The organism is Streptomyces sp. AN091965 (genome assembly GCF_022698285.1).
GTDB lineage: Bacteria > Actinomycetota > Actinomycetes > Streptomycetales > Streptomycetaceae > Streptomyces.
The window spans coordinates 9,562,674-9,587,224 of the sequence record NZ_JALDMY010000001.1 but is presented as its reverse complement, the minus strand read 5'-3'; the positions used below and the strand labels follow the sequence as shown (position 1 = coordinate 9,587,224).

Annotated in this window: 27 protein-coding genes and 1 riboswitch; of the genes, 11 read left to right on the top strand and 16 right to left on the bottom strand. The window is 73.3% G+C overall.

Annotation, left to right across the window (positions count from 1 at the left end):
• The first annotated feature begins 68 nt into the window (after positions 1-68).
• The 3 genes from MQV74_RS39625 to MQV74_RS39615 all read left to right on the top strand — a co-directional run bounded on the left by MQV74_RS39625 (position 69) and on the right by MQV74_RS39615 (position 3,787).
• The gene (locus MQV74_RS39625; protein WP_242728351.1) at positions 69-1,073 is read left to right on the top strand and encodes a LacI family DNA-binding transcriptional regulator; all 1,005 of its coding nucleotides are present in this window, start codon (positions 69-71) and stop codon (positions 1,071-1,073) included.
• A gap of 146 nt (positions 1,074-1,219) precedes the next feature.
• Entirely contained in the window at positions 1,220-2,797 is a 1,578-nt protein-coding gene (locus MQV74_RS39620) for an FAD-dependent monooxygenase (protein ID WP_242728350.1), read from the top strand.
• A 171-nt stretch (positions 2,798-2,968) separates the two neighbouring features.
• On the top strand, positions 2,969-3,787 hold the full coding sequence (locus MQV74_RS39615; RefSeq protein ID WP_242728349.1) for an ATP nucleotide 3'-pyrophosphokinase: 819 nt from the start codon (positions 2,969-2,971) through the stop codon (positions 3,785-3,787).
• A gap of 25 nt (positions 3,788-3,812) precedes the next feature.
• Here the strand turns inward: MQV74_RS39615 and MQV74_RS39610 are convergent, their stop codons facing one another.
• The 6 genes from MQV74_RS39610 to MQV74_RS39585 form a co-directional block, all read right to left on the bottom strand.
• Positions 3,813-4,427, bottom strand: coding sequence for a GrpB family protein (locus MQV74_RS39610; protein ID WP_242728348.1), 615 nt, complete (start codon positions 4,425-4,427; stop codon positions 3,813-3,815).
• Positions 4,428-4,611: 184 nt separating this feature from the next.
• Complete coding sequence (locus MQV74_RS39605; RefSeq protein WP_242728347.1) at positions 4,612-5,199, bottom strand: DoxX family protein; 588 nt, start codon at positions 5,197-5,199, stop codon at positions 4,612-4,614.
• Positions 5,200-5,335: 136 nt separating this feature from the next.
• Positions 5,336-5,743 (bottom strand): hypothetical protein, encoded by a 408-nt coding sequence (locus MQV74_RS39600; RefSeq protein WP_242728346.1) that lies wholly within the window; start codon positions 5,741-5,743, stop codon positions 5,336-5,338.
• Positions 5,744-5,810: 67 nt separating this feature from the next.
• The gene (locus MQV74_RS39595) at positions 5,811-6,317 is read right to left on the bottom strand and encodes a GNAT family N-acetyltransferase (RefSeq protein ID WP_242728345.1); all 507 of its coding nucleotides are present in this window, start codon (positions 6,315-6,317) and stop codon (positions 5,811-5,813) included.
• 144 nt (positions 6,318-6,461) lie between these two features.
• Entirely contained in the window at positions 6,462-6,656 is a 195-nt protein-coding gene (locus tag MQV74_RS39590; RefSeq protein WP_242728344.1) for a ferredoxin, read from the bottom strand.
• Positions 6,656-7,882, bottom strand: coding sequence for a cytochrome P450 (locus MQV74_RS39585; protein ID WP_242728343.1), 1,227 nt, complete (start codon positions 7,880-7,882; stop codon positions 6,656-6,658). Before MQV74_RS39585 ends, MQV74_RS39590 begins: the two co-directional genes overlap by 1 nt.
• A 343-nt stretch (positions 7,883-8,225) precedes the next feature.
• Here MQV74_RS39585 and MQV74_RS39580 point away from each other — a divergent pair, with 343 nt between their 5' ends.
• Positions 8,226-8,465 (top strand): chaplin, encoded by a 240-nt coding sequence (locus MQV74_RS39580; protein WP_242728342.1) that lies wholly within the window; start codon positions 8,226-8,228, stop codon positions 8,463-8,465.
• A gap of 3 nt (positions 8,466-8,468) precedes the next feature.
• Here MQV74_RS39580 and MQV74_RS39575 read toward each other — a convergent pair whose 3' ends face one another.
• The gene (locus MQV74_RS39575) at positions 8,469-9,002 is read right to left on the bottom strand and encodes a GNAT family N-acetyltransferase (protein ID WP_242728341.1); all 534 of its coding nucleotides are present in this window, start codon (positions 9,000-9,002) and stop codon (positions 8,469-8,471) included.
• Between the two features lie 89 nt (positions 9,003-9,091).
• Positions 9,092-11,356: an ATP-binding cassette domain-containing protein gene (locus MQV74_RS39570; protein WP_242728340.1), complete on the bottom strand. Its 2,265-nt coding sequence runs from the start codon at positions 11,354-11,356 to the stop codon at positions 9,092-9,094.
• A 257-nt stretch (positions 11,357-11,613) separates the two neighbouring features.
• Here MQV74_RS39570 and MQV74_RS39565 point away from each other — a divergent pair, with 257 nt between their 5' ends.
• Together MQV74_RS39565 and MQV74_RS39560 are read left to right on the top strand one after the other, a co-directional pair.
• Positions 11,614-11,988, top strand: a complete 375-nt coding sequence (locus MQV74_RS39565; protein ID WP_242728339.1) for a hypothetical protein — start codon at positions 11,614-11,616, stop codon at positions 11,986-11,988.
• Positions 11,989-12,070: 82 nt separating this feature from the next.
• A complete protein-coding gene (locus tag MQV74_RS39560; RefSeq protein ID WP_374120762.1) occupies positions 12,071-12,484 on the top strand; it encodes a peptidase inhibitor family I36 protein in 414 nt (137 codons plus the stop codon).
• A 58-nt stretch (positions 12,485-12,542) separates the two neighbouring features.
• On the opposite strand, the gene MQV74_RS39555 is transcribed toward MQV74_RS39560, so the two are convergent.
• Entirely contained in the window at positions 12,543-13,787 is a 1,245-nt protein-coding gene (locus MQV74_RS39555; protein ID WP_242728338.1) for an MFS transporter, read from the bottom strand.
• Positions 13,788-13,857: 70 nt separating this feature from the next.
• Positions 13,858-14,067 (bottom strand): DUF2180 family protein, encoded by a 210-nt coding sequence (locus MQV74_RS39550; RefSeq protein ID WP_242728337.1) that lies wholly within the window; start codon positions 14,065-14,067, stop codon positions 13,858-13,860.
• 270 nt (positions 14,068-14,337) lie between these two features.
• On the opposite strand from MQV74_RS39550, the gene MQV74_RS39545 reads away from it, so the two are divergent.
• The 4 genes from MQV74_RS39545 to MQV74_RS39530 all read left to right on the top strand — a co-directional run bounded on the left by MQV74_RS39545 (position 14,338) and on the right by MQV74_RS39530 (position 16,406).
• The gene (locus MQV74_RS39545; RefSeq protein WP_242728336.1) at positions 14,338-14,778 is read left to right on the top strand and encodes a Fur family transcriptional regulator; all 441 of its coding nucleotides are present in this window, start codon (positions 14,338-14,340) and stop codon (positions 14,776-14,778) included.
• Positions 14,779-14,930: 152 nt separating this feature from the next.
• Complete coding sequence (locus MQV74_RS39540) at positions 14,931-15,263, top strand: hypothetical protein (protein WP_242728335.1); 333 nt, start codon at positions 14,931-14,933, stop codon at positions 15,261-15,263.
• Positions 15,264-15,570: 307 nt separating this feature from the next.
• A complete protein-coding gene (locus tag MQV74_RS39535) occupies positions 15,571-15,951 on the top strand; it encodes an RNHCP domain-containing protein (RefSeq protein WP_242728334.1) in 381 nt (126 codons plus the stop codon).
• A gap of 26 nt (positions 15,952-15,977) precedes the next feature.
• On the top strand, positions 15,978-16,406 hold the full coding sequence (locus MQV74_RS39530) for an RNHCP domain-containing protein (RefSeq protein ID WP_242728333.1): 429 nt from the start codon (positions 15,978-15,980) through the stop codon (positions 16,404-16,406).
• A 55-nt stretch (positions 16,407-16,461) separates the two neighbouring features.
• Here the strand turns inward: MQV74_RS39530 and MQV74_RS39525 are convergent, their stop codons facing one another.
• The 3 genes from MQV74_RS39525 to MQV74_RS39515 all read right to left on the bottom strand — a co-directional run bounded on the left by MQV74_RS39525 (position 16,462) and on the right by MQV74_RS39515 (position 19,876).
• Entirely contained in the window at positions 16,462-18,186 is a 1,725-nt protein-coding gene (locus MQV74_RS39525; RefSeq protein ID WP_242728332.1) for an acyl-CoA dehydrogenase family protein, read from the bottom strand.
• A 67-nt stretch (positions 18,187-18,253) separates the two neighbouring features.
• Positions 18,254-18,811: a PadR family transcriptional regulator gene (locus tag MQV74_RS39520; RefSeq protein WP_138965352.1), complete on the bottom strand. Its 558-nt coding sequence runs from the start codon at positions 18,809-18,811 to the stop codon at positions 18,254-18,256.
• A 102-nt stretch (positions 18,812-18,913) separates the two neighbouring features.
• Positions 18,914-19,876 (bottom strand): SMP-30/gluconolactonase/LRE family protein, encoded by a 963-nt coding sequence (locus MQV74_RS39515; RefSeq protein WP_242728330.1) that lies wholly within the window; start codon positions 19,874-19,876, stop codon positions 18,914-18,916.
• 137 nt (positions 19,877-20,013) lie between these two features.
• Here MQV74_RS39515 and MQV74_RS39510 point away from each other — a divergent pair, with 137 nt between their 5' ends.
• Positions 20,014-20,928 carry a cobalamin-binding protein gene (locus tag MQV74_RS39510; RefSeq protein WP_242728328.1) on the top strand — a complete coding sequence of 305 codons (915 nt, stop codon included), beginning with the start codon at positions 20,014-20,016 and terminating at the stop codon, positions 20,926-20,928.
• Between the two features lie 30 nt (positions 20,929-20,958).
• On the opposite strand, the gene MQV74_RS39505 is transcribed toward MQV74_RS39510, so the two are convergent.
• The 3 genes from MQV74_RS39505 to MQV74_RS39495 form a co-directional block, all read right to left on the bottom strand.
• Positions 20,959-21,366, bottom strand: coding sequence for a (2Fe-2S) ferredoxin domain-containing protein (locus tag MQV74_RS39505; RefSeq protein ID WP_242728327.1), 408 nt, complete (start codon positions 21,364-21,366; stop codon positions 20,959-20,961).
• 63 nt (positions 21,367-21,429) lie between these two features.
• A riboswitch (cobalamin riboswitch) is annotated at positions 21,430-21,550 on the bottom strand.
• 27 nt (positions 21,551-21,577) lie between these two features.
• Positions 21,578-22,840: a cytochrome P450 family protein gene (locus tag MQV74_RS39500; protein WP_242728323.1), complete on the bottom strand. Its 1,263-nt coding sequence runs from the start codon at positions 22,838-22,840 to the stop codon at positions 21,578-21,580.
• 269 nt (positions 22,841-23,109) lie between these two features.
• A complete protein-coding gene (locus tag MQV74_RS39495; protein WP_242728322.1) occupies positions 23,110-24,345 on the bottom strand; it encodes an MFS transporter in 1,236 nt (411 codons plus the stop codon).
• Positions 24,346-24,551 lie beyond the last annotated feature (206 nt).

Here is a 24,551-nt window from a genome sequence, read left to right as displayed (position 1 = left end):
ACCCTCAGGCGAGCCCTGGGGCCGTTGATAACGTTCTCCGGACATTGCCGAGGGAAGGGGGCACGGGCGTGGCTGACGTAACGCTCCGGGACGTGGCGCGGGCCTCGGGCTGCTCCGTCGCCACCGTCTCACGGGTCCTCGCCGGAACCCGGCCCGTGGGCGCCGACACCGCCCGCCGCGTCCGGGCGGCCGCGGCGAGCCTCGGCTACCGGCCCAACCACGCGGCCCGCGCCCTGCGCAGCCGCGCCACCGGCACGGTCGGCCTCGTCCTGCCGCAGATCACCAACCCCTTCTACCCGGCCCTGGTCCGCGAGCTGACCCACGCGCTGCACGCCGAGGGCCGGGCCGTGCTGCTCGCCGACTGCGACGACGACCCCGTGGCGGAGGCGGAGCGCATCGACGACCTGCTCAGCCGCCGCGTCGACGCGCTCCTGGTGATCCCGGCCGACGAGCGGCGCAGCCGGGACGCGGTGGCCGCGGCAGCGGCGCGGGTGCCGCTGGTCCTCCTGGACCGCCGGTGCGGCCCCGGCGTCGCCGACTCCGTGGCCGTCGACAACGCCACGGGCATGGCGCTCGTCCTGGACCACCTCGCGGCCACCGGGCGCCGGCGGCCCTGTTTCGTCGGCGCGCACGGCACGGCGTCGGCTGCGGCCGAACGGCGCGCGGCGTACGCGGCCGGTTCCGGCGCGCTCGACCCCCGGGCCCCGGAGCGAGTGGCGCTCGGCGACTTCTCCGTCGCCTGGGGCCGGGCAGCCGTCGACGTGCTGTGGGAGGCGCGCCCCGACGCCGTGGTCTGCGCGAACGACCTCATCGCGATCGGTGTGCTCCAGCGGCTGCGGGAGCTGGGCGCGGACGTGCCCGGCGAGGTCGCCGTCACCGGTTTCGACGACATCCCGATGGCGGAGCTCGCGGCCCCCGGCATCACCACGGTCCGCCAGCCGGTCGCCGAACTGGCCGCCGAGGCGACGCGGTTGCTCGGCCACCGCCTCGGCGCCGACGGCGCGGGACCGCAGCGCGCGATACGCCTGGCCCCCGACCTGGTGGTACGAGGCTCCAGCCGCCCCCTCCCCTGAGCGGGCTCGCGCTCGGCCCCGCCTCCTGAGCACGTTCGGGTGCAATCGGCGGCACGGGCGTTGCGGCCCGCCGCCGGGTCCGGGAAATTGACCTCGTGCCGGCTCGGCCGCCGCCCAGGCCGCCGCACCGCCGCTGAGGAGCCGACATGCCCGGAGTGGACGCCGAGACGGCGGTACTGATCGTCGGGGGCGGTCCCGTCGGGCTCACCGCCCGCGCGCTGCTCGCGCGCTGGGGCGTGCGGACGCTGCTCGTCGAGAAGCGCACGGGCCTCTCGCCCTTCCCCCGGTCCCGGCTCGTCAACGTGCGCTCGATGGAGATCTACCGCGGGCTCGGCCTCGCCGCCCGGATCGCGGGCCGCGCGTTCGCGCCCGAGTACGGCCGCATCCGCTTCCGCGACACCCTGTACGACCGCGACTTCGCCACGGCCGCGATGGTCGGGGTCGACGCGCCGGTGCCCGAGAGCCCCGTGATCGGCGTCCTCACCTCGCAGGACCGCCTGGAGCCCACCCTGCTGGCGGCCTCCGACACACCGGTGCGCTTCGGAGCCGAACTCGTCGACCTGGCGGAAGGGGACGAGGGCGTCGTGGCCGTGCTCGCCGACCACGGCAGCGGCGAGCGGACGCGGGTCCGTGCCCGGTACGTCCTCGCCGCCGACGGCGCGAACTCCACCCTCAGGCCGCTCCTGGGCATCGGCACCACCGGCCCCGGTGAGCTGGGCCGGTTCACCACCGTCGTGTTCGACGCCGACCTCGGCCGCTGGAGCGCCGAGCAGCCCGCCGGGGTCTACTTCACCGCGCACGGGTCGTTCGGTCCCGTCCACCCCGAGGGCGGCTGGCTCTGGTTCGGCCTCACGCCGGACGACGCCGCGCACACCGACTGGCCCGGCCTGGTCTCCCGTGCGCTCGGGCCGCGCGCCGAGGTGCGGCCCGAGGTGCTGCGGGTGCAGCACTGGGTGATGAACGCGTTCGTCGCCGAGCGCTTCCGGCAGGGGCGCGTGGTGCTCGCCGGTGACGCCGTGCACGCGCTGCCCATCACCGGCGGCCTGGGCATGAACACCGGCGTCGCCGACGTGCACAACCTCTGCTGGAAGCTGGCGGGCGTCCTGCACGGGTGGGCGGGGCCGGGCCTGCTCGACACCTACGGCACGGAACGCCTGCCCGTGGCCCATCGGACGCTCGACCGGACCGTGGCCGGCACCCAGCTCATGGTCGAGGTGCAGACGCGCCGCAACGAGCAGCTCCGTTCCGGCACGGCGACCGCGGATCCGGTCGAACTCCCCTGGTCGGAGCGGTACTTCGCGCAGCTCGGCCTGGTGCTCGGCGTCGCGTACCGCTCCGGGGCGGTCCTCGCCGACGGCCCGGCCCCGCCGGAAGCGTCCGACTCCTCCGAAGGGGGCACGGACTACGTCCCCACCCCGGAGCCCGGCCACCGCATGCCGCACCTCTGGCTCGCCCCGGGCCGCTCCACGCTCGACGCCTGCGGCGAGTGGTTCACCCTGCTCACCCCGGACCCGGCCCGGTGGGCGCACCTGCCCGCCGCGCTCTGGCCGTTGCGGATCGAGGCCCTCCTCCGTGAGCACGCGGACCCCTGCGGCCTGAGCCTGCACGGGGCGCTGCTCGTCCGCCCCGACGGCCACATCGCGGCCCGCTGGCCCGACGCCCCGCCGAGCGACGCCTCGCTCCGCCAGGCACTCGCGGCGGTCACCGGCTCGCCGACCGCCTGACGGCCCCCGCGCGATCCCGCCACCGGGCGGCACCATCAGGCCGAGTTCCACCGCCCGGGTCTTCGCACGGTACTTCTGCCGCGCTCGTCCGTTGTCCCCGTCGACGATCACCGCCCGCCCCGCTGCCTCGGGGCGGGCGGTGCCCCCCGCGAGAAGGGACACCGCCTCCGCATGACCACGCAGCACCGCCTGGGCCGGACGGCCGCCGTACTGGCCGCCGCCCTCACCCTGTCCACGGCCGCCACCGGGCTCACCGCGTACGCCGCCGACCACTCCGGCAAGACGGGCAAGCACGCCATCGCCCCGCGCGGCGACGCGGCGCGGCACGACGACGAGGGCGGCTGGGAGCGCGACGGCCTGCGCCTCGACGCCGCGGACAACCGCAAGGTCGACGCGTACGTCGCCCGCGCCCGTGCGGCGGAACCGGCGATCAGCCGCGACGTGCGGGCCGCCGCCGACCTCAGCCGGGCCGAACTCGTCGGCTTCGACCACCGTCTCAAGTCCCCCGACTCCCTCAAGCGGAAGGTCGCCACGGACCTCAAGGACCATCCGGAGCGGAACGTCGACGACGCCCTGGCCCGGCTGAGCGACGCGGTGCGCTACACCCTCCAGTGGCCCGACGACCGCTACGTCACCGGTGTCACCCTCGCCGCCGAGGTGCTCTCCGCCTGGGGCGACGACACCACGAAGTGGTCCAACACCTGGGGTCGCGAGAAGGGCTACAAAGGTCTCAACTCCGGCTGGATTGCGGCGGATTCGCGGCAGCGGTTCGAGGTGCAGTTCCACACCCCGGCGAGCAAGTACGCCCAGGAGGAGACGCACAAGCTGTACGAGGAGCTGCGGCTGCCCTCGACCAGCCCCGAGCGCAAGCGGGAGCTCCAGGACCAGCAGGACGCGATCTTCGCCGCGGTGCCCGTCCCGGACGGCGCTCCCGCCCTCGCCGCGCCCGCGCCGCTGCTCCGCCGCACGGCTCTGACCCCGGCCGCCTGACCTCGCCGCGCGGCACCGGCCGCGCTCAGCCCTCGCGCGCCGCCCGCTCCATGATCTCCGCGACCACGTCCGACTTGGCGTCGGCGTAGTTCTGCATATGGGTCCAGGTGCGGGCGGCAAGCGCTTGCTTGGTGCGGGCGTACAGGTCCCGGTCGTCGGGGTGGGCGCGCAGCCGGTCGCGGAACAGCAGCATGCGGGTCACCTCGGCGCAGCCGCGCGGGAACACGTGCAGGTTCGCCGAATCGGCGCCGGGCCCCAGGTCCTGCTTGCGCAGCACGCGGTGTTCGTACCACTCGGGTTCACGGATGGCGAGCCGGAATCCGATCCGCTCCAGGGCCGGTACGTACGCCTCCTCGTCGCCGGGGTCGGGGACGGTGAGCACCATGTCGACGACCGGCTTGGCGGTCAGGCCCGGCACCGAGGTGGACCCCGCGTGCTCCAGCTCGTGCGGCGTCGCGGCGAGCGCGGCACGGATGCGTGCCGCCTCCCGCGCGAAGGCCTCGGGCCAGCGCGGATCGTACTCCCTGAGCGTCACTGGCCCGTCGAGCCGGGGCACTTCGCCGACCGTGACCGCCTCGATGCTCTCGGCGGTCATCGGCACGCGTGCCGGTGTCTCGTCCTTGCTTTCCTGTGCGGGCATGACGGCTCCTGGTCGAGGGCGATGGGCCCGGCGATGGGCCCTCCCACTCAAAGCGGAGACCGTTCCGCGGTCAAGTACGTTCTGCTCGCGCAAGTACGTTCTCCTCGCGCCGGCATGGCACCGGGGCGGCGTCCCCGGGTCGTGTTCCCGCGGGCGCCGCCCCGGTCCTGCCGGGGGTACCGCCTCAGTCGCGCAGGACGACCAGGACGAACGCGGCCGAGAGCGCGCCGAGGGCGACCGCCGCGACGCCCTTCGTGAACCGGTGGTCGCGCAGCCCGGGCAGCAGCTGGTCGGCGGCGACGCGGCCGGGTCCGGTCAGGGCCAGGGCCACGGCGCCGGTGAGCAGGACGAGGTCGTACTCGATGCCCTCGGGGGCGAAGAAGCCGCCGCCCCACTTGGTGGCGATGGCGTTGAGCATGATGCCGAGGATGCCCGCGCCCGCGAGCGGGGTGAGCAGGCCGATGGCGAGGCCGAGGCCGCAGAAGGTCTCGGTGAGGGCGGCGACCCAGGCCATCGCCTTGGCGGCCTTGTAGCCGTCCGCGGCGAAATGGTCGGCGGTGCCGTTCAAGCCGCCGCCGTCGAACCAGCCGAACAGCTTCTGCGTGCCGTGACCGGCCATGGTCAAGCCGACGGCGACGCGCAGGAGCAGCAGACCGAGGTCGGTGCCGGGCTGGAGCGCGGGAGCGCCGGGGGCGGCCCGGTGGGCGACCGGCGCACCGGGCACGATCAGGCCCTCGGGCGGGGCGGGGGGACGGGAGGGGGACGAAGACATGCTGGATCTCTCCTTGGTGCGATGGGGGTGCGGAGGAAGCCGCGCGGCCGGACACCGCGCGGGCAGGGGGGCGTCCGGTGGAGCGGTCGGACGCCGCGTCCGTGGCGTGGGAAGCGTCGAGGGAGGAGAGGGCCCTCTACGTTCTGATGACGCGGGTTCTGTAGAGATCGACGGCGGTGGCGTCCGCGCAGCCCTTCGGGCTCGACGCGGTGGCAACGGGCACCGCGTCGCCGCTCGTCGGCGCGGACCGGGGCAGGGGCGCGCAGGGCTGGTCGGGCCGGGGCAGCATCGCGCCACGGGGCGCGTCCTGGGCGTCCCCGTCCTGGCAGCCGCTCGTGTCGGGGCCCACCGAGACCTCGACGGCCGGGCTGGAGGGGCCCGTCGTGCGCGCGTGGTCAGGCTTCTCCGTGACTAAGGAGGCCGACGCCGCGCCCGAGCCCCCCACGGTGAGCAGGCAGACCACGAGCGCCAGCAGGCACAGGACCGCGCCGCGCGCGCCGGTGTGCCGCGCACCGCGCCGGGTCCTGAGCTGTCGCCCGCTCATGCCGCCCGATCCTAGATCCGGACCGGGGCGGTACTGAAGACTTCAATGAGCCTGTTGTGCCGCGGCTTCACACCGGGCGGCGCATGCACACCCTCGGCCACCGGTCCAGGCCGTGGGCCGCCTCGTTCCGCCGCACCGCCCGCAGCTGCGGGCCGATCGCCGCCTCGTCGACGGTCTCGAAGCCGCAGCGGGCGTAGTACGGCGCGTTCCACGGCACCTCGGCGAAGGTCGTCAGGGTCAGCGCGGGGAACCCACCCGCCCTTGCGGTGCCGGCCAGGTGCTCGATGAGGGCGCGGCCGACGCCGCGCCGCGCGTGGTCGGGGTGCACGGACACCTGCTCGATGTGCAGGTCGCCGTCGACGTGGTCCGCGAGGAGGTACGCCACGGGCCGGTCGGCGTCGTCGGCCGCGACCCAGGCGCGCCCCGCCCGCTGGTACCGCGCGAGCTCGTCGGACGTGGGCGGCTCGTCATCGGCGATCTCCGGCATGCCGACGTCCCGGAAGGAGCGGCCCGCGGCCCTCTCGATGTCCTGGAGCAGGGGGAATTCGTTGGGGTCGACCACTCGGATGCGCATGATCCAATTGTTCCCGACGGCTCCGGGCGGCGCTCCCCCTTTTCCGCTCCACCGACCGGAGACGCCCCGTTGACCGGCGGCGCCTCAGAGGCGCCGCCCTCATGGGAGGGGGCGGGGGCCGCTGCCGGTCCCCGCCCGTGTGCGTCACTCGCTCTCGAGGGTGATGGCCTGCACCGGGCAGGCGCGTGCCGCCTCCTTCAGCATCGGGTCGTCCGCTGTGCCGGCGCTCTCGGGCAGCAGTGCGCTGAAGCCGTCGTCGTCCTGGGTGAAGACGCCGGGGGCGGTCAGCACGCACTGGCCCGCGCCGATGCAGCGGTCCGTGTCGATCGTGATGCGCATCAGCCGCGCCCCCAGCTGACGGGCAGTTCGATGAGGCCCTGGATGGTGTCGCCGGGCTTGATCGGGACCTCGTCCGGCGGGACGGCGAGCCGCAGGTCGGGAACCCGGGCGAGGAGGGAGGTGAAGGCGATCTCCAGCTCCAGGCGGGCGAGGTTCTGCCCGAGGCACTGGTGGATGCCGAAGCCGAAGGCCAGGTGGTGGCGGGCGCTTCTGCGGACGTCGAGGTCGTCGGGTTCGGGGTAGACGGCGGCGTCGCGGTTGATGGCCGAGGCGGCGAGGAAGACGCCCTCGCCCGCGCGGATGGTCTGCCCGGCCACCTCGATGTCGGCGGTCGCGACCCGCTGGAGCGCGTCGGCGATCGACAGGAAGCGCAGCAGTTCCTCCACCGCGTCGCGGATCAGCTCCGGCTCGGCGCGCAGCGCGTCGAGCTGTGCCGGGTGTTCGAGGAGGGTGAAGGTGCCGAGCGAGATCATGTTGGCGGTCGTCTCGTGCCCGGCGACCAGCAGGATCAGTGCGATCCGCGCCAGTTCGTCGCGGTCGACCTCGTCGGTGTGCAGCCGTTCGCGGACGAGGTCGTCGAGCAGGCCTTCGGTGGGCGCCGCCGCGTCCGCGGGGCGGCCCCCGGCGGCCCGGCTCTTCCGGTCGACCAGGCCCACGAGGTAGTCCATGAGGTCCAGCCGCGCCTCCTCGGCCTCATCGGCCGTCTTGCCGCGCAGCAGGCGGCGCGAGGCCTCCTCGAAGAAGTCGTGGTCGTCGTACGGCACACCCAGGAGCTCGCAGATCACCATGGACGGCACCGGAAGGGCGAACGCGGACACCAGGTCCACGGGCGGGCCCTGTTCGAGCATGGTGTCCAGGAGCTGGTCGACGAGGTGCTCGATGCGGGGCCGCATCGCCGCCACCCGTTTCACGCCGAACGGCGGTATGAGCATGCGGCGCTGTCTGTTGTGTTCGGGGTCGTCCACGCCGAGGAGCGCGGTCCGGACGCGGCGCGAGAGCTCGAAGCGGGGGGCGATGGAGGGGAAGGCCGGATTCTGTCGGTTCGCGGAGAGCCGGGCGTCGGTGAGCAGCGCCTGGGCCTCGGCGTGCCCGGTGACGACCCAGGCCTCGGTGTCGTCGTAGAGGGTGATGCGGCTGAGGGGGCCCTGTTCGCTCAGTGGGCGGTAGCCGGCGGGCGGGTGGTAGGGACAGGTGCGGTCCTGAGGAAAGGGAGCTGCTTGCGTCATGCTGTCTCCGGTTTCGGACGGGCGTACAGGTCTGCCGGTCCCCCGAGGCGTTCCGCTCCCCACTACATGCCCTCTACAGCAATTTCGATGACGTGCGGTTCGGCCAAGTTCGTCGCGCATGTCCCCCGCCGGGATGATGAAGGCCGGAAACCGCGCCTTGCGGGGCGGCGCCGTCCCGCGCCCGCCCCGTCACCTTCGTTCCGTTTCCGGGCCCGGACGCCTCGTACGGTCCACCGAATTGGCTGGTTCTCACTGTTCATTCCATCGGGCTACCAGGACTTTCTCCCGTGCCGCACGGCGGCGAGGCTCGGGAGGAACCATTCCTTCGCACCAGGAGGTACCCATGCGCACTCGCGTACTCCTCGCCTCGGCCGCACTCGCCGTGACGACGCTGGTCGGCGGCGCCACCTCAGCGGCCGCCGACGCCGACGCCAACGGCAAGGTGGAGAACTCGCCCGGCGTCCTCAGCGGCAACCTCGTCCAAGTGCCGGTCGACGTCCCCGTGAACCTCTGCGGCAACACCGTGAACGTCGTGGGCGTGCTCAACCCCGCCACGGGCAACGAGTGCTCGGAGAAGCCCTGACGCCTACCGTGGCGCGGCGAGGCCCTTGAGGTCGCGGACGTACCAGTTGTGGCACGTCCCGTCCGCCTCCCGGACCTGCTTCATGTACGTGAAGCCCGCGCGCCGCGCCACCGCTTCCGACGCGGCGTTGGCGGGGTCCACCCGGATCACGCCGACGCGCGCGCCCTCGGTCGCCGTGTAGCGGCAGACCAGGTCGACCGCGCGGGTCGCGAGGCCCCGGCCCCGCCAGGCGGGATAGAGCCCGTAGGCGATGTTGGCCGCGCCGGGGGCGAGGCCCGGGACGGTGAGCCGTACGTCGATGGTGCCCGCGAGGGTCTGGTCGTCACCGGCGCGCACGCCGAAGGCGCGCAGCGTGCCCTCGTCGGCCCACTGGTCCTGGCAGTGGCGCACGTACTCCTCCGTGCTCGCCCGGGTGCTGGGCTCGCCGTTGAGCCAGCGCACGAGGAGGTCGTCCTCGCCCGCCAGGTGCGCGTCGACGTCCTCCAGGGTCAGGGGGGACAGGGTGACCACGCCGTCCGACAGCTCGATGTTTCGCACGGGGCGACTGTGGTCCTCCGCCGCCGCGAGGGCAAGCGAATATCGCGGGCGTGCCGTGGGGCGCGGGGTCCGCACCCCACGGCACGGGCTCAGGAGGCCACGTACTCCCGCAGGTGACGTGCTGTCAGCGTGTCGGCTTCCGCGACCAGTTCGGCGGGGGTGCCGGTGAACACCACCTCGCCGCCGTCGTGTCCGCCGCCCGGGCCGAGGTCGATGATCCAGTCGGCGTGGGCCATGACGGCCTGGTGGTGTTCGATGACGACCACCGAATTGCCGTCGTCGACGAGCCGGTCGAGGAGTGCGAGCAGCTTGTCCACGTCGGCCAGGTGCAGTCCGGTCGTCGGCTCGTCCAGGACGTACGTGGACGACTTCTCGGCCATGTGGATGGCGAGCTTGAGGCGCTGCCGCTCGCCTCCGGAGAGGGTGTTGAGCGGCTGGCCGAGGCGCAGATAGCCAAGGCCGACGTCGTGGAGCCGGCCGAGGATGGTGTGCGCCTGGCCGGACGGGAAGAAGGCGTACGCCTCCGCGACCGACATGCCGAGCACCTCGCTGATGTTCTTGCCGCGCAGCGTGTACGTCAGGACCTCGGGCGTGAACCGCTTGCCCGCGCACTCCTCGCACACCGAGGCGACCTGCGCCATCATCGCGAGGTCGGTGTAGACGAGGCCGATGCCGTTGCACTTCGGGCAGGCACCCTCGGAGTTGGCGCTGAACAGCGCCGCCTTGACGCCGTTGGCCTTGGCGAAGGCGGTACGGATGGGGCCGAGGAGGTTGGTGTACGTCGCCGGGTTCGAGCGGCGCGAGCCGCGTATCGGCGACTGGTCGGCGACCACGACCCCGTCCTGCCCTGACAGATAGCCGTGGATCAGGGAGCTCTTGCCGGAGCCCGCGACGCCGGTGACCACGGTGAGCACCCCGAGCGGCACGTCGACCGCCACGTCCTTGAGGTTGTGCCGGTCGGCGCCCTTGATGGACAGGTGCCCCTGGGGCGTACGGACGCGTGTGCGCAGCTCGGCGCGGTGTCCGAGGTGGCGTCCGGTGAGCGTGCCGGACGTGCGCAGGCCCGCCACGTCGCCGGTGTAGCAGATCTCGCCGCCCGCCTCCCCCGCGCCGGGGCCGAGGTCCACGACGTGGTCGGCGATCGCGACGACCTCCGGCTTGTGCTCGACGACGAGCACGGTGTTGCCCTTGTCGCGCAGCCGCAGCAGCAGGCCGTTCATGCGCTGGATGTCGTGCGGGTGCAGGCCGATGGTCGGCTCGTCGAACACGTACGTCACGTCGGTGATGCTGGAGCCGAGGTGGCGCACCATCTTCACGCGCTGGGCCTCGCCGCCGGACAGCGTGCCCGAGGGCCGGTCCAGACTGAGGTAGCCGAGGCCGATCTCCACGAGCGAGTCGAGCAGGTCCCGCAGTCCGGCGAGCAGCGGCGCCACGCCCGGCGCGTCGATGCCGCGCACGAACGCCGCCAGGTCGCTGATCTGCATCGCCGAGCACTCGGCGATGTTCAGCCCGTCGACCTTCGAGGCGAGCGCGGCCCGGGTGAGGCGGCTGCCCTCGCAGAGCGGGCAGCGGGCGAAGACGACCGCCCGCTCGACGAAGCTCCTGATGTGCGGCTGGAGCGACTCGCGGTCCTTGGCCAGCCAGCTCCGCTGCATCTTGGAGACGAGGCCCTCGTACGTGAAACCGTTGGAGCCCACCTTCACCTTGACCGGCGCCTTGTGCAGGAGGTCGTCCCACTCCCGCGCGGTGAAGTCCCGCAGCTTCTTGTCGGGGTCGTGGAAGCCGGAGTTGGCCATGATCTGCCAGCTCCAGGAGTCCACCGCGTAAGAGGGGACGGTGATGGCGCCCTCGTTCAACGAGAGGTCGCGGTCCACCAGCTGGTCGACGTCGACGGTGGAGACCTCGCCGGTGCCCTCGCAGTCCGGGCACATGCCCTCGGGCAGATTGAAGCTGAAGGCCCCCGCGGTGCCGATGCCCGGCTCCCCGAGGCGGCTGAAGATGATGCGCAGCATCGTGTAGGCGTCCGTGGCGGTGCCCACCGTGGAGCGCGAGTTGGCGCCCATCCGCTCCTGGTCGACGACGATGGCCGCGCTGAGGTTGCGCAGCTCGTCGACGTCGGGGCGGCCGACGCTCGGCATGAACGACTGGATGAACGCGGCGTACGTCTCGTTGATGAGCCGCTGCGACTCGGCGGCGATCGTGCCGAAGACCAGCGAGGACTTCCCCGAGCCCGAGACTCCGGTGAAGACGGTCAAGCGCCGTTTCGGCAGGTCGAGGGAGACGTTCTGCAAGTTGTTCGCCCGGGCACCGCGGACCTGGATCACGGTGTGGCTGTCTGCGGGGGTGACGTTCACGAGCGCTCCTCGCACGTTGGTTCGAGCAGAAGGATCAGCGTACACCGTACCCAGTCGAGTCGAAGGGCCGTTCTCCACACCACCCCGACCACGGCGTTCGCCACGGCATCACGCCTCGCGCGTGAAGAAAGGCTTCTGCTCTCCCACAGGCCCACCATTCGGGTGAATGCCTGAATGTCGCCCTCGCACCGAGGGCAGTCTGGCGGTGCCCGCCCACGAGCCTTGGGCGGGAATCCCCCAGCGACGCGAAGGTGCCCATGCTCCGCAAACTCGCTCTGTCCACCGCCGCCCTGGTCACCGCCCTCGCCCCCGCGCTCGCGACGGCTCCCGCGTCGGCGGCCGGGCCCGGCGTCGAGCGCGGCCCCGGCGAAGTGTGCTTCTGGACCCAGGCGGGCCAGCACGGCACGGGCTTCTGCTACCGGCCCCCGGGCTACCGGGACCTGCCCGACTCCCACCACGACAAGACCGCGTCGTTCCGCTCGGACGCCAACCAGAACCTGTACGCGATCGACTGGGGGCGGCACGACTGCTTCTACCGTCTGATCCGCCCGTACGACTTCAGCGACAACTGGTCCTGGGGATCGCGGATCGACGGCGTGTCCGACAAGGACGAGGGCTGCCAGGCGGCCTGACCGGCCGGCGCCCGCCGCGCACCAGCCATCCCGAAACACCGAAGCAGTACCAGAGAAGCAAACAGAAAGGCCCCATTCACCCATGAGCACGAAGCTCGCCCCCTCCGCCCCCAAGACCTCCGCCAAGCGAGGCCTCTTCGCCGCCGTCGCGGCAGCCGCCCTCCTGATGACGGGCGGCCTGGTCGCGGCCACGCCCGCCGGTGCCGCCGACTGCCCCAGCGGCGAGTTCTGCACCTGGGAGCACTCCGACTACAAGGGCCAGCGCGCCAACTGGTCCGGTGACGACGGCTGGTGGGAGAGCTGGATCGCCGACGAGGACTCCTCCTGGGCCAACCACGGCATCTCCGGGCCCGGCATCAAGGATCACGTGAGGGTGTACTCGCGAGCCCACCAGGGCGGCCACATGACCATCTGCCTCACTCCGGGCCAGGAGGTCAACTACAACGGCGCGGCCAACGACAACGGCGACTCCCACACCTGGGCCATGAGCTGCTAGGCACCGTTCCACGGCGCGGGCCCGCACCCCTTCCCGGGGTGCGGGCCCGTTCCCGTGTTCAGCGCGGGTTCACCTGTCCGCCGCGCCCGGCGAACGCACCGGTGACGGCCATCGGTACGGCGATGACGACCAGGCCGACCAGGCCCGCGGTCCAGTGCCCGCTCCGGTCACGCACGACGCCGAAGAGCGTGGGCCCGACGGCGGCCACCAGATAGCCCACGCACTGCGACATCGCGGAGAGCAGCCCGGCTTCCTCGGTGGTGCGGGCCCGCATCGACATATAGGCGATGCCCAGGCTCAACACGGCCCCGAGGCCGAGCCCGAGCAGCGCGGCCCACAAGGTGGCGGCGCCGGTCGGCGCGACGGTCAGCCCGATCAGCGCCACGGCGCACAGCACGCTGCCGAGCACGGCCAGGTGGCTCTGCCGCCGGGAACGCTGCGCGGCCACGGGCACCAGCAGGGACGTGAGCATCGCGAAGCCCATGCAGACGGCGAGCAGCACTCCGGCGCGTCCCTCGGAGGAGCCGTGAGAGATGTAGAAGGAGGGCAGCCAGGTGGTGGCCGTGTAGTAGATGAGGGACTGGAACGCGTAGAACAGGGCCACGGCCCAGGCGAGCCGGTCGCGCCACAGCGATCCGCCCGCTCCCGGGGCGGCTTGGGGGCGCCGCGCGGGACCACGGCGCAGGCGCGGCGCCCACACCAGCACCGCGACGAGCGCGAGGATCCCCCACAGGGCGAGCCCGCCGGACCAGCCGAGGCCGAGTCCGTCGCGCAGCGGTACGGTCGCGGCGGCCGCCACGGCGCCGCCGCCGACGAGCATCGCCGAGTGCAGGCCGGACATCAGGCCCACGTGGCGGTGGAAGTCGCGTTTGATCAGTGCCGTCACGACGACGTTGGCCACGGCCACGGCCGCGCCGATCAGGAAGGTCCCGGCGAACAGCGGGGGCAGCGCGGGCACGAGGCGCACGGCGGCCCCGGCCAGGAGGAGCAGGAGTACGGCGACGAGGATGCGCTCCATCCCGTGGCGCCGGGCGAGGCGGGGCGCGAGCGGGGCGAAGACGCCGAAGCAGATCAGCGGCAGTGTGGACAGGACGCCCGCGGCGCCGTTGGACAGCCCTGTGGCGTGCCGGATGTCGTCCAGGAGGGCCGGGACGGCCACGATGACGGGCCGCATGTTCAGACTGATCACGAGCACGGCCAGGGCATACGGGAGCAGGCGGCGGGCGGGCGGCGCGGTTCCGGTAGCGGTTGAGGAGTCGGATCCGGAGGACGTGGTGGCTCCGGGCTCGGCGGGAGAGTTCACGACGCACTTCCTCGGGGGTGAGGGGGCGGACCGCCCGGCAGGTCTGGAGGTGACGGTTAGTCAGGACCGGTCAGGCGGACCGCTCCGCCGCGTAGCACGTGTGGCAGACGACGCGGCGGCCCGGCAGGTCCCGCGTCGCCTTGCCCATGCCGCCGGCCTGGTGGAGGACGAGCGGCGTGACGTGGCCGTGGTCGGCACAGACGACCAGGTGGCAGCGGCTGCAGATGCCGATGCCCGCGGTGTCGCTCCTGTTGTCGAGGGCGCAGTCGTAGCACTTCATGGGGGTCTCCGTCGGGGTCGCGCGCCGACGGCCTCCCGGTTCGGGGCAGGGCTGTCCCGGGAACCGGCGGGGCGGCGCGTCGGAAGAGGGGTGGGGGTCGCGTACGGCAGCGGCGGTCGCACGCCGGTCCGCGGGGGCGCTCGGCGGTCCGTTGCCGTACGAGACAGTAGCCCGCTATTTTGGACAGAGTCAATTCTAGGATCGGATCCCGCCCGGGGTGCCCGGGGTGATCCCGTTAGACTTCCGGGACGGAACTGGGGGTGCATCGTCATGGAGCAGCGAGCGGCCGACCTGCTCAGGTCCAAGGGGCTGCGCAGCACGGCACAGCGTCGCGCCGTACTGACCGCCCTGCACGGCCACCCACACTCCACGGCGGCGGAGCTGGAGAGCCGCATCGGCGTCACCGGCGGCGGGGCGCCCACCTCCGGGGGCCTGTCCCGGCAGGGTCTGTACAACGTCCTCGACGACCTCGCGCGGGCGGCCCTGATCCGCTGCATCGAACCGGCGGGCTCCCCCACCCGCTACGAACTCCGCGTCGGGGACAACCACCACCATCTGGTCTGCCGGTCCTGCGGCCGCATCGAGGACGTCGACTGCAGCGTCGGCCACGCCCCCTGCCTGGAGCCCGGGGACGACCGCGGCTTCGCGGTCGACGAGGCGGAGATCATCTGGTGGGGCCTGTGCGCGGACTGCCGGCAGGGCCGCGGGTGACACAGCGCCTCACCTTCAGCGCCGCCCCCTCCGCCGCCCCCCTTCCCGCCTGAACCGGGAACGTTTCCCGGTCCGCCCCGGCACTGCCCCCTATTGCTCGGGATCCTCCCGGCAGCACGCTCTAGAGGCTGTCAGAACAGGGAGGAAACGGTATGAAACTCTCCATCCGCAGGCTCGCCGCCGTCGGCACTGCGCTCACCGCGGCCATGGTCCTCATGGCGCCCACCGCTTCGGCCGTCGAGCCGGGCCAGCGGTTCCGCTACGGCGACCTGGACTGCCTCGCCACGTCGGACATGAACAAGAACGGCGGACTGAGCTGTACCGGCACCATGAACGTCACCTGGCGGGCGAAGGTCAAGTGCAAGCTGGGCTTCACCTACTACGGCACGTGGCAGAACAACGCCGAAGGCGGCACCAAGGACTCCAAGAGCGAATCCAAGTGCGCCTTCAGCGTCGAGGACGTCATCATCGACCCCATCGCCTGAAGCACCGCCCCGTCCGGTCCGCCGATCCGCGTCCGCGCGGCCCGATATTCGTTGGCGCACGCCACCACGCCGTCGCTAGCCTGACGTTCGCACTGTTGATCGCCGACCGGGCCGCGTGTCCGTAGAGAGGGGTGTCTTGATGCCCCGGGTCGCGCCGAGCGCGCCTCGCCGCACCGTCTGACCGTCCGCTGCGCCGCCGCCACGTCCGCGCGGCGGCCGGACACCGGTCCTCGGTGCCTTCCTTTCGCCGAAGCCGCTCGGCCTGCTCTTGCTGTCGTTTCCCTTCCCTCAGCAAGGAGTACCCCGGGTGTCCCACACCACCGGAGCTCGTCAGAGCGACGCCCGCAACACCCTCAGGATCGGCACGTTCACCTGTGCCTGGTGCGGCCTCACCGTGTCCGCCACCGCCGACGGCGTCCCGCGCGACCACTGCCCGTCGTGCCTGCACTCGCAGCACGTCGTCGACCACGTCGAGGGCGGCCCGAGCGGGTGCCGGGGGCGGATGACCCCGATAGCCATCGCCGTCCTGCGGACCGGCGACTGGCGGGTCATCCACCGCTGCGTGCGCTGCGACGAGCTCACGTCGAGCCCCGTCCGCACGGACGACAACCAGCTCATCCTGATGCGCATGGCGGTGCGGCCGCTCGCCCAACCGCCCTTCCCGCTCGAAGCGTTCGGCACTCTGTGAGCCGGGCCGAGGGGGAGGACACCACCATGCCGCGCCGCAACCACACCCGCGAGCCGTCATCGGCGCGCCGCCGCCCGCAACGGCACAAGGACGTCCTGCACGGTCGGGGCGGCCACCGCGCCCACGACTTCCGGTGCGTCGGCTGCCGGCTCGACGTGTCCCTGGACGCGCCGGGCACCGGGCACCGCAACCACTGCCCGCACTGCCTGGCCAGCCTGCACGTCGACCACCGCGTGCCCGGCGACCGCGCATCGCCCTGCCGCGGCCGCATGGCGGCGCTGACCATGACCGCGCGCCCGGACGGCGAGTGGATGCTCATCCACGAGTGCCTGACGTGCGGCGAGCTCAGCGCCAACCGTGTCGCGGGTGACGACAACGCGCTGGCCCTGGTGCGCCTGGCCCTGAAACCGCTCCAGGACACCGGGGTCGCCCGCCGGACGCTGCTCACCCTGTGACGGCCGGGGCCGCCGTGTCACCACGGCGGCCCCGCCCTCACGCGGTCCGCGGAGGCTACGGCGCCATCTCGTACGTCCCGGCCAGCGCCTCGACGCGGGCCCAGACGCGGGCCGAGCGGGCCTCGTCCACGACCGGGCGGCGGACCGCGCCGAGGGCCCAGCCCTGCTGCCGCTCGGTGGCGGAGTCCTTGCCGTGCAGCTCGACGGCGTAGCCGGAGAAGTCCCGTACGAGGACGGCGAAGAGCTCGTCGAGCACGTCCTGCTCCAGGCCCGTCAGGCGCGCCTGCTCCAGGATGAGCTGGCCGTGCACGACCAGCGCGAAGAGCTGGCCGACGGCGAGGAGCAGATCGAGGTCGCGGCTCTGCTCCTCGTCCGGGGCGGCCGTGGTGACGAACTCGCAGAGCGCGTCGGCCTGTTCGCGGAAGCGGGCGACGTTGGGCACCTCGGCGTACGCGTCGTAGGCGGTGCGCCAGTCGTGGAAGCGGATGGCGCCGAGGCCCCGGGCCGGCCCCTGCTGGAAGAGGAAGGCGTCGTCGGCCGCGTCCAGGCGGGTCGGCACGGGCGCGTACTCGGCCGGGTTCAGCAGGTGGTTGCCCATGAACTTCAGGATCAGGGCCAGGTTGACGTGGACCGTGCCCTCCAGCTTCGGCAGGCCCCGGATCTCGGTGGCGGCCTGGGCGAAGTAGGTGTCCTTCTCGAAGCCCTTGGCCGCGATGACGTCCCACATCAGGTCGATGACCTTCTCGCCCTCCGTGGTCACCTTCATCTTCGTCATCGGGTTGAAGAGGAGGTAGCGGCGGTCGTCGGGCCCGGCCGAGCGGAAGTAGTCCACGGCGCGGTCGCTGAACAGCTTCATCCCCACGAGGCGGACGTAGGCGTCGGTCAGCTCGCGGCGCACGTGCGGGAAGGCGGTGACCGGACGGCCGTACAGGATGCGGTTCTGGGCGTGCGTGACGGCCTCGTACATCGCGTGCTCGCAGATGCCGATCGCGCCGGTGCAGAGGTTGAACTTGCCGACGTTGACGGTGTTGAGCGCGGCGTCGAAGGCGGCACGGCCGGTGTGCAGGACGTCCTCGGCCCTGACCGGGTAGTCGTCGAGCCGGAACTCGCTGACGTACTTCGAGGAGTCCACGACGTTCTTCACCAGGTGGTACGCCGCGTGGCGGCTGTCGGCGGCGAAGAAGACGTACGCCTCCGGGCCCTCCATGTCGGTGCGGCGGCCGAAGACGGAGACGAGGCCCGCGGCGTTGCCGTTGCCGATGTAGTACTTGGAGCCGCTGGCGCGGAAGCCGCCGTTCCCGTCGGGCTCCAGGAGCATGTCGGTGGAGTAGATGTCGGCGCCGTGGGACTTCTCGGACAGGCCGAAGGCGAACACCTCGCCCTGGGCGAGGAGTTCGGCCGCGCGGGCGCGGGCGGCGGCGTTGTCGCTCTGCCAGACCGGGCCGAGGCCGAGGATGGTGACCTGCCACGCGTACCAGTAGTCGAGCCCGTAGAAGCCGAAGATCTCGTTGAGGGCGGCGATCCGGGCGGTGTCCCAGCGCTTGTCGCCCTCGCCCTCACCGGCGGCGGACGCCGGGGTGAGGAAGGTCGCGAACAGGCCCTCCTTGGCGGAGAACTCCAGGAAGTCCGCGAGCCAGGCGCGGGAGCGGTAGTCCTCGATCAGCCGGCGCTTGCCGCGCGCCTCGAACCAGTCGACGGTCGCGCGCAGCAGCCTGCGGGTCTCGGGGTCGAAGTGGGTCGGGTCATAGGTGTGGGGGTTGAACAGCAGCGCGTCGGCCATGGCCAGTCGCCTTTCCGGCTCGGGGGTCGGGGAGGTCGGGGAAGGGGGCGGGAGAGCTGTGGGTGCGTCAGCGCCGGGCGCCGAGCCGTTCGAGGGTGGCGATCACGTCGTCGAGCCAGGTGAGCGTCATCTGTTCGTACGCGATGCCGCCGCGCAGCACGACGTGCTGGAGCTCCTGCCCGTCGTCGAGCACCGCGGGTGCCTCGGGCCCGGTGAAGTCGCGCCGCTCCCCCGCGCGGTAGTGCGCGAGCCGGTCGGCGTGGGCCTCGCGGTACCGCCGCACCTCGCGGATCAGCGCGGCCGGGTCGTCGAAGGCAGCGCCGCGGATCTTCACGGCGAGCTCGTGCCGGACGCTCTCGGGCTCGATCGGCTCGTGCAGCCAGCCCGAGAGCGCGGCGCGGCCGAGGGCCGCGACGGAGTACTCCTTCTTGTCGGGCCGGTCCTGCTGCGCCACCGCGCGGGCCTCGATCCAGGCGTCGCTCTCCATGCGCTTGAGGACGCGGTAGATCTGCTGGTGGGTGGCGGTCCAGAAGTAGCCGATGGACCGGTCGAACCGCCGGGCCAGCTCATAGCCGGAGCCCGGCTGCTCCAGCAGGGAGACGAGGATCGCGTGCTCAAGCGCCATGCCCGAATCCTTCTATGCAACTCGTTGCATAGACAAGCGGCGCAGGGCAGGTGAGACACGGCTCACCCGGCCGCGTCGTGTTCCGTGCGGACGGCGGGTGGCCTACGACGGGTCGGCGCCCGCGGGCACTTCGTAGATCTTTCCGTCGACGCCCGCCCGGTAGAGCCTGCCCGCCGAGAAGCCGCGGTCGCCCTGGCCGTAGGTGACCTGGGTGGAGAGGTGCAGGCCCGACGCCACGGCGCACAGGCGGCCGTCCTCCACGCGCCAGATCTGGCCCGCGGCGTGCGTGGTGATCAGTGGCCGCCCCTTGCTGTCGAGGGTGAGCCCGTCGGGCAGGGCGAGGACGTCGGACGGGTCCACCGAGACCCAACGCCTCGGGTGGGCCGGGTCGTCGGCCGCGATGCGGTAGAGGCCGGGGGCCACGGTGGTCTGGATGACGTACACCTGCGACCCGTCCGGGGACACCGCGATGCCGTTGGACTGGGGCACCCGGGCCCAGGCCGGGTCCACCCTGCCGTCCGGCGAGACGCGGCCGATGTTCCGCCCGCCCAAGGTCGTGGTGTACACGGTGCCGTCGGCCGCGAGCGCGACGCCGTCGATGCCGCCGAGCCCGGCGGCGTACGTGGTGACCTCACCGGTGTCCGGGTCCACCAGAAGGAGCTTGGAGGTGGGCAGCACGTCGCCGGTGAGCGAGTGCACGAGGTCGTTGCCGGTGCCGACGAGGAGGCGGCCGTCCTCGCGCACGACGATCCCGCCGTTGGCACCCACGTCGCCGGTGAGGGGTACGGGGGTGCGGCCCGGTGCGTCGATCCGGTAGACGCGGCCGGTGAAGTAGGCGGTGGCGAACATCCGCCCCTGCTGGTCCACGACGATCGACTCGACCCAGTCGGGGATGCGCGCCACCTGGACCGGGGCTCCCCGCCCCGGGGTGGCACAGGCCGGTGCCGCGGACGCGGGGGCGGGTGCGAGCACACTCGCGGCCGCGGCCAGCAGGGCCATCGACACGATGCCGCGGCCCGGCCCGCGCAAGACGCCGCGCGGACTCCGGCTCACCTTCAACGTCATCGGTTCTCCTCCGTCGTCGGGGCGCTCTGCCGGGCGAAGTATCGGCTCCGGGAACGGTGAGCACCAGCGTCGGGAGGCGTCGGCTCGGACACACCGGCGGCGGGCGCGGGCGGCGGCGCACGCCGTAGGGTCGGCGTATGCGCATCGTGTCCCTGCTCCCCGCCGCCACCGACATCGTCGCCGAACTCGGCCTGATGGAGGGGCTCGTCGGGCGCACCCACGAGTGCGACTGGCCGCCCCGGGAGGTGGCGGCCGTGCCCGTGGTGACCGGTGCCGATCTGGACCAGTCCGCCTTGAGCAGCCGTGAGATCTCCGACGCGGTGGGCGGGTCGGCGCACTCCGGGTCCTCGCTGTACTCCCTCGACACCGAGGCGCTGGCGGCCCTGCGCCCCGATGTGGTCCTCACCCAGGACCTGTGCGACGTCTGCGCGGTGTCCTACGAGCGGGTCAGCCGCACCGTGCGGCTCCTGGACGCGGACACCCGCGTCCTGAGCCTGGAGCCGCGCACCCTCGACGACGTGCTGGACTGTCTGGTCACGGTCGGCTCCGTGCTCGGGGTGCGGGAGCGCGCCGCGTCGCGCCGGGAAGAGCTGCGGGCCCGCCTCGACCGGGTGCGCGCGCTGACCGCGGGGCGTGCGCGGCCCCGGGTGGTCGCGATCGAGTGGCTGGATCCGCTGTGGCCCGCCGGGCACTGGGTGCCCGAGCAGATCGCCGCCGCCGGGGGCGAGCCGCTCCTCGCCGGGCCCGGCGAGCACACCGGGCCCATGACGTGGGACGCGGTGCGCGCCGCCCGGCCCGACGTACTGCTCTTGCTGCCCTGCGGCTTCCCGCCCGAGCGGACGCTGCGCGAGACAGACCTGCTCACCCGGCTGCCCGGCTGGTCCGAGCTGCCCGCCGTCCGGTCGGGGCGCGTCCGGGTCCTGGACGGGCCCGCGTACTTCAACCGGCCGGGGCCGCGCGTGGTCCGCGGGGCGGAGGTGCTGGCCCACGTCCTGCACGGGGTGGGCGCCGGGGCGGAAGTGACGGCGGCCGAGGCGCGCCCGCTGCCCTGACGCGGGCGTGCGCGGCCCCAGCGCGGCCGTTCAGGACACCGCGCGGCGTCGCGGCGGGGTGAAGGCGTACAGGTCGAGGATCTCCGGCCGCGGAGCGACGCCCGGGCCCCCGGCGCGGACCCAGGCGACGATGTCCTCGGTCGCGTCCGCGTCGTTGACCAGGCCGAGCCACACCGGCCGGGCTCCGGCCGCCCGGCCCTCGGCGGAGGGCTGGACCACGATGACGTTGGCCTGTTCGCACACGTCCAGGCAGGCGGAGACGCGTACGGGTGCCTCGGCCCGCAGGCGCGCGGTCTGCGCGGCGTGGTCGACGCCGGTCACCTTCGGACTGCCGCAGCAGCAGTCCCGGCAGACGACGACCCGGCAGGGGGCCGGGCCGGTGGCCGTGTCGTGACTTCCTGCGGTGCCGGACGACTTCCGGGCCTGTCTTGCGGGCATGCCGCGTCCTGCCTCTCTCCGGGGAGATCCGCCCCGGCGTTCCGTGGAGGAGGCGACCGCGTGAGTCTCCTGGCTCTCGGGTCGCTGCTCGTCCCGGCCTTCCACCCCCTGGGGGGCAATGGCCGGTCGGGGCGCACTCGCCGATCACAGTGGCGGGACCGCGCCGGATTCTCACCGGCTTCCTCGGACCGCCGTCGCCTTGTCGCCGTCATCATTCCATCCGGCTGCCCCGGGGTCCGGCTTCGGGTCCGCGCAAGCCTCCGTACAAGGTGACCGGCAGGTCCTGGACGCTGTTGCTGACGAAGGACGGCAGCGGCACCAACTCCGCGCGCGGCACGGCGAGATCCATGTCCGGGAACCGCCCGAACAGGCCCGGCAGCGCGATGCCCGCCTCCAGACGGGCCAGGCCCGCGCCGAGGCAGTAGTGCGGGCCGTGGCCGAAGGACAGGTGCTTCGGCCGTGGGCGAGTGACGTCGAACTCGGCGGCGTCGGGGCCGAATCGGTCGGGGTCCCGGCCCGCGGCCGCGTACGAGGCCAGGATGGCCTCGCCGCGCCGGATCACCACGTCCCCGACGGGGATGTCGTCGAGGGCGTAGCGCAGCGGGAAGTGCGCGACAGGCGGGTCCCACCGCAGGGTCTCCTCCACCACGGCGTCCCACGGCCGTTGTCCGGTGGTGACGGCGGCGCGCTGCTCGGGGTGGGTGAGCAGCGCCGCCGTCGCGTTGGTGATCAGGTTGAGGGTGGTGCCGTGGCCCGCGACGAGGACCAGGGTCAGGGTGCCGATCAACTCCGGCTCCGAGAGCCGGTCACCGGCGTCGCGCGCGGCGATCAGATGGCTGGTCAGGTCCTCCTTCGGCCGCTTCCGCCGGTCGGCGACGAGGTCGGCGAGGAGTGCGTGCAGGCGTTGTTGGGTGGTGAGGGTCTCTTCGGGCGGGGTGACGCTGCTGGTCAGGCTCGCGGAGAGGGTCCGGAAGGCGTCGAAGCGCTCGTCGGGCACGCCGAGGAGGTCGCCGATCACCGCCATGGGCAGCGGGTAGGCGAAGTGGCGGCGCAGGTCCACGGGATCGGTGCCGCCCTCGGCGAGGGCGTCGAGGAGGTTCCGGGTGATCGCCTCGACGCGGGGCCGCATCGCGGTGACGCGCCGCGCGGTGAAGGCCTGCGTGACGAGGTCGCGCAGTCGGCGGTGGTCCTCTCCGTCGGCGGTGGTCATGCCGCGGTTGGTGACCATGCCGATCAGCGGCCAGCCCTCCGGCACCTCTCCCGCCCGCAACGCGGACCAGTGCGCCGGGTCCTTTCCCGTACGAGGGTCCGCCAGGACTTCCTGGAGGAGTTGGTGGCGGGTCAGGACCCAGGCGGGCAGTCCACCGGGGAGTCGCACACGCACGGCGGGGCCGATCGCGCGGAGCCTGCGGTTCTCGCCGTGCAGGTCACCGGCGCTCGCGTCGAGGCGGAAGAGAGGGGGTTGGCTGTCCACGGGTCACCTCTGGCTGGGGTCGACGAGGAAGCGATCGCGGAGCGTGTGCGAGGACGGGCCAGGAACGGGGCGTGCGCTGTGCGCGACGTGCGCCGCACCCGGTGTGCGCTGTGCTCGGCGTACGCGAACGCCGGGCGGGGCGAGCGTGTGCGGCGGGCGTGCGCGGGGCGGCTACTGGATCGTACGGTCCCGCGCGAGCCCCGAGAAGAGCGCGCGCCGTCTGTCCGACGGTCCGTGGGGGCCTGCCCGGCCTGAGATGTGACGGGTGTTCAGCCGGTCTTGACCGCAGGGGCGGCCTCGGGCTCCGGCTCCGGCTGCTGTGCGCGGTCGGCCGTGGCGCTGGCGACCGTCATCCGCAGCGGCGGCAGGGACGCGACGAAGGTGCCGAGGGCCAGGACGACGCCGAGCACCCCGGCGCCCGCCGTGTCGAGAACGGCGCCGACGGCCAGCGGCCCGATGCCGGTGCCCAGCGCGCTCGCTCCGCTGAGGGAGGCCACCAGGCGTCCGCTCGGGTCGAGGAGCGCCGCGGCCGCGAGGGTCTGGACCAGCACGGCCAGTTGGCAGGCCTGCCACAGGACGGCCGCGACGACGAAGAGCACCGGGTCGTGGGTGAGCACCAGGGCGGCCATCGACAGGGCCTGCGCCGTGATGAAGGCCGCCAGGGACCGCGTACGGCCGAAGCGGCGGGCGGCGACGGGGCCGAGCACGGCGCCGACGAGGGCCACGACGCCGGAGACGGCGAGGACGACGGACACGGCGGAGGCCGACATTCCGGTGTGTTCGCGGCCGAAGACCGAGGCGTACGCCCAGGCCCCCTGGGTGACGGCCCACAGCAGCGCGATCCCGCCCAGCAGGACCCACGACGGGGTGGCCGCGTCGTGCGGCGGGGCGGCCGGTGCGGTCGCCGCCGTGGCCGCCCCGGCCTCGGACGTCCCGCTCGTGGCCGGCCCGTCGGGAAGGCCGCCCACCAGGGGCCAGGCGAGCAGACAGCACAGCGCCATGACCAGGAAGCCGGTGCCCTCCCCCACGCTGTGGTTGGCCGCGGGCACCGCCATGATCAGCAGGGCGGTCACGGCCACCGTGCCCACGATGGTGCCCGCGGAGGCCTTGTCGGCGTCGTCGGTGGCGGCGATCGCCGCCGTGGCCGCGGCGTAGACCGCGCCGAGCCCGCCGCCGATGACGAGGTTCGCGAGGATCAGGGTCGGCAAGTCGCTCGCCGCGGTCGCCCCGACGAAGCCCGCGAGGCCGACGGCGAGACCGGTGCGGGCCATGCGGACGCGGCCGGGCCGCGCGGCCCGCGCGGCGAGGCGCAGGGTGACGACGGCGGTGGCCATGAGCTGGGTGGCGCCGACGAGTCCCGCGCCGGAGTCCCCGAGCGCGAACCGCGAGGAGAAGTCGTCGACGAAGAGGGGCATCAGGTTCGCCCCGCCGTTGCCCAGGGTGGCTCCGGCGATCAGTGCGACGGCGACGCCGAGGGTCAGGGCGGCCGTCCCGCGCGCCTTCATCGACGCCCCCGCGGGGCGCGGTCGGCCGGGGGTACTCGGCGGGTGGTCGGGGGTGCGACTGCCATGGGGTTCCCATCGGTAGGAGGTGCGGAAGGGGTGGGTCCGGCCCCCGGTGGTCACGGGCGCGCCGGGTGGGCGGCCGTGACCACCGGACGGGGCGGGTGCGGCAGGTGGGGCGGCGGGGACGGGCGGCGGGTTCAGCCGGT

Coding starts and splice junctions, on each gene's coding strand:
- MQV74_RS39585 (WP_242728343.1), bottom strand. CDS start 7,882: ATGACGCAAGCAGCTCCCTTTCCTCAGGACCGCACCTGTCCCTACCAC.
- MQV74_RS39605 (WP_242728347.1), bottom strand. CDS start 5,199: ATGTCTTCGTCCCCCTCCCGTCCCCCCGCCCCGCCCGAGGGCCTGATC.
- MQV74_RS39615 (WP_242728349.1), top strand. CDS start 2,969: ATGACCACGCAGCACCGCCTGGGCCGGACGGCCGCCGTACTGGCCGCC.
- MQV74_RS39620 (WP_242728350.1), top strand. CDS start 1,220: ATGCCCGGAGTGGACGCCGAGACGGCGGTACTGATCGTCGGGGGCGGT.
- MQV74_RS39590 (WP_242728344.1), bottom strand. CDS start 6,656: ATGCGCATCACGATCGACACGGACCGCTGCATCGGCGCGGGCCAGTGC.
- MQV74_RS39595 (WP_242728345.1), bottom strand. CDS start 6,317: ATGCGCATCCGAGTGGTCGACCCCAACGAATTCCCCCTGCTCCAGGAC.
- MQV74_RS39550 (WP_242728337.1), bottom strand. CDS start 14,067: ATGAAGTGCTACGACTGCGCCCTCGACAACAGGAGCGACACCGCGGGC.
- MQV74_RS39510 (WP_242728328.1), top strand. CDS start 20,014: ATGCGCATCGTGTCCCTGCTCCCCGCCGCCACCGACATCGTCGCCGAA.
- MQV74_RS39495 (WP_242728322.1), bottom strand. CDS start 24,345: ATGAAGGCGCGCGGGACGGCCGCCCTGACCCTCGGCGTCGCCGTCGCA.
- MQV74_RS39565 (WP_242728339.1), top strand. CDS start 11,614: ATGCTCCGCAAACTCGCTCTGTCCACCGCCGCCCTGGTCACCGCCCTC.
- MQV74_RS39525 (WP_242728332.1), bottom strand. CDS start 18,186: ATGGCCGACGCGCTGCTGTTCAACCCCCACACCTATGACCCGACCCAC.
- MQV74_RS39530 (WP_242728333.1), top strand. CDS start 15,978: ATGCCGCGCCGCAACCACACCCGCGAGCCGTCATCGGCGCGCCGCCGC.
- MQV74_RS39520 (WP_138965352.1), bottom strand. CDS start 18,811: ATGGCGCTTGAGCACGCGATCCTCGTCTCCCTGCTGGAGCAGCCGGGC.
- MQV74_RS39515 (WP_242728330.1), bottom strand. CDS start 19,876: ATGACGTTGAAGGTGAGCCGGAGTCCGCGCGGCGTCTTGCGCGGGCCG.
- MQV74_RS39610 (WP_242728348.1), bottom strand. CDS start 4,427: ATGCCCGCACAGGAAAGCAAGGACGAGACACCGGCACGCGTGCCGATG.
- MQV74_RS39580 (WP_242728342.1), top strand. CDS start 8,226: ATGCGCACTCGCGTACTCCTCGCCTCGGCCGCACTCGCCGTGACGACG.
- MQV74_RS39545 (WP_242728336.1), top strand. CDS start 14,338: ATGGAGCAGCGAGCGGCCGACCTGCTCAGGTCCAAGGGGCTGCGCAGC.
- MQV74_RS39600 (WP_242728346.1), bottom strand. CDS start 5,743: ATGAGCGGGCGACAGCTCAGGACCCGGCGCGGTGCGCGGCACACCGGC.
- MQV74_RS39560 (WP_374120762.1), top strand. CDS start 12,071: ATGAGCACGAAGCTCGCCCCCTCCGCCCCCAAGACCTCCGCCAAGCGA.
- MQV74_RS39505 (WP_242728327.1), bottom strand. CDS start 21,366: ATGCCCGCAAGACAGGCCCGGAAGTCGTCCGGCACCGCAGGAAGTCAC.
- MQV74_RS39540 (WP_242728335.1), top strand. CDS start 14,931: ATGAAACTCTCCATCCGCAGGCTCGCCGCCGTCGGCACTGCGCTCACC.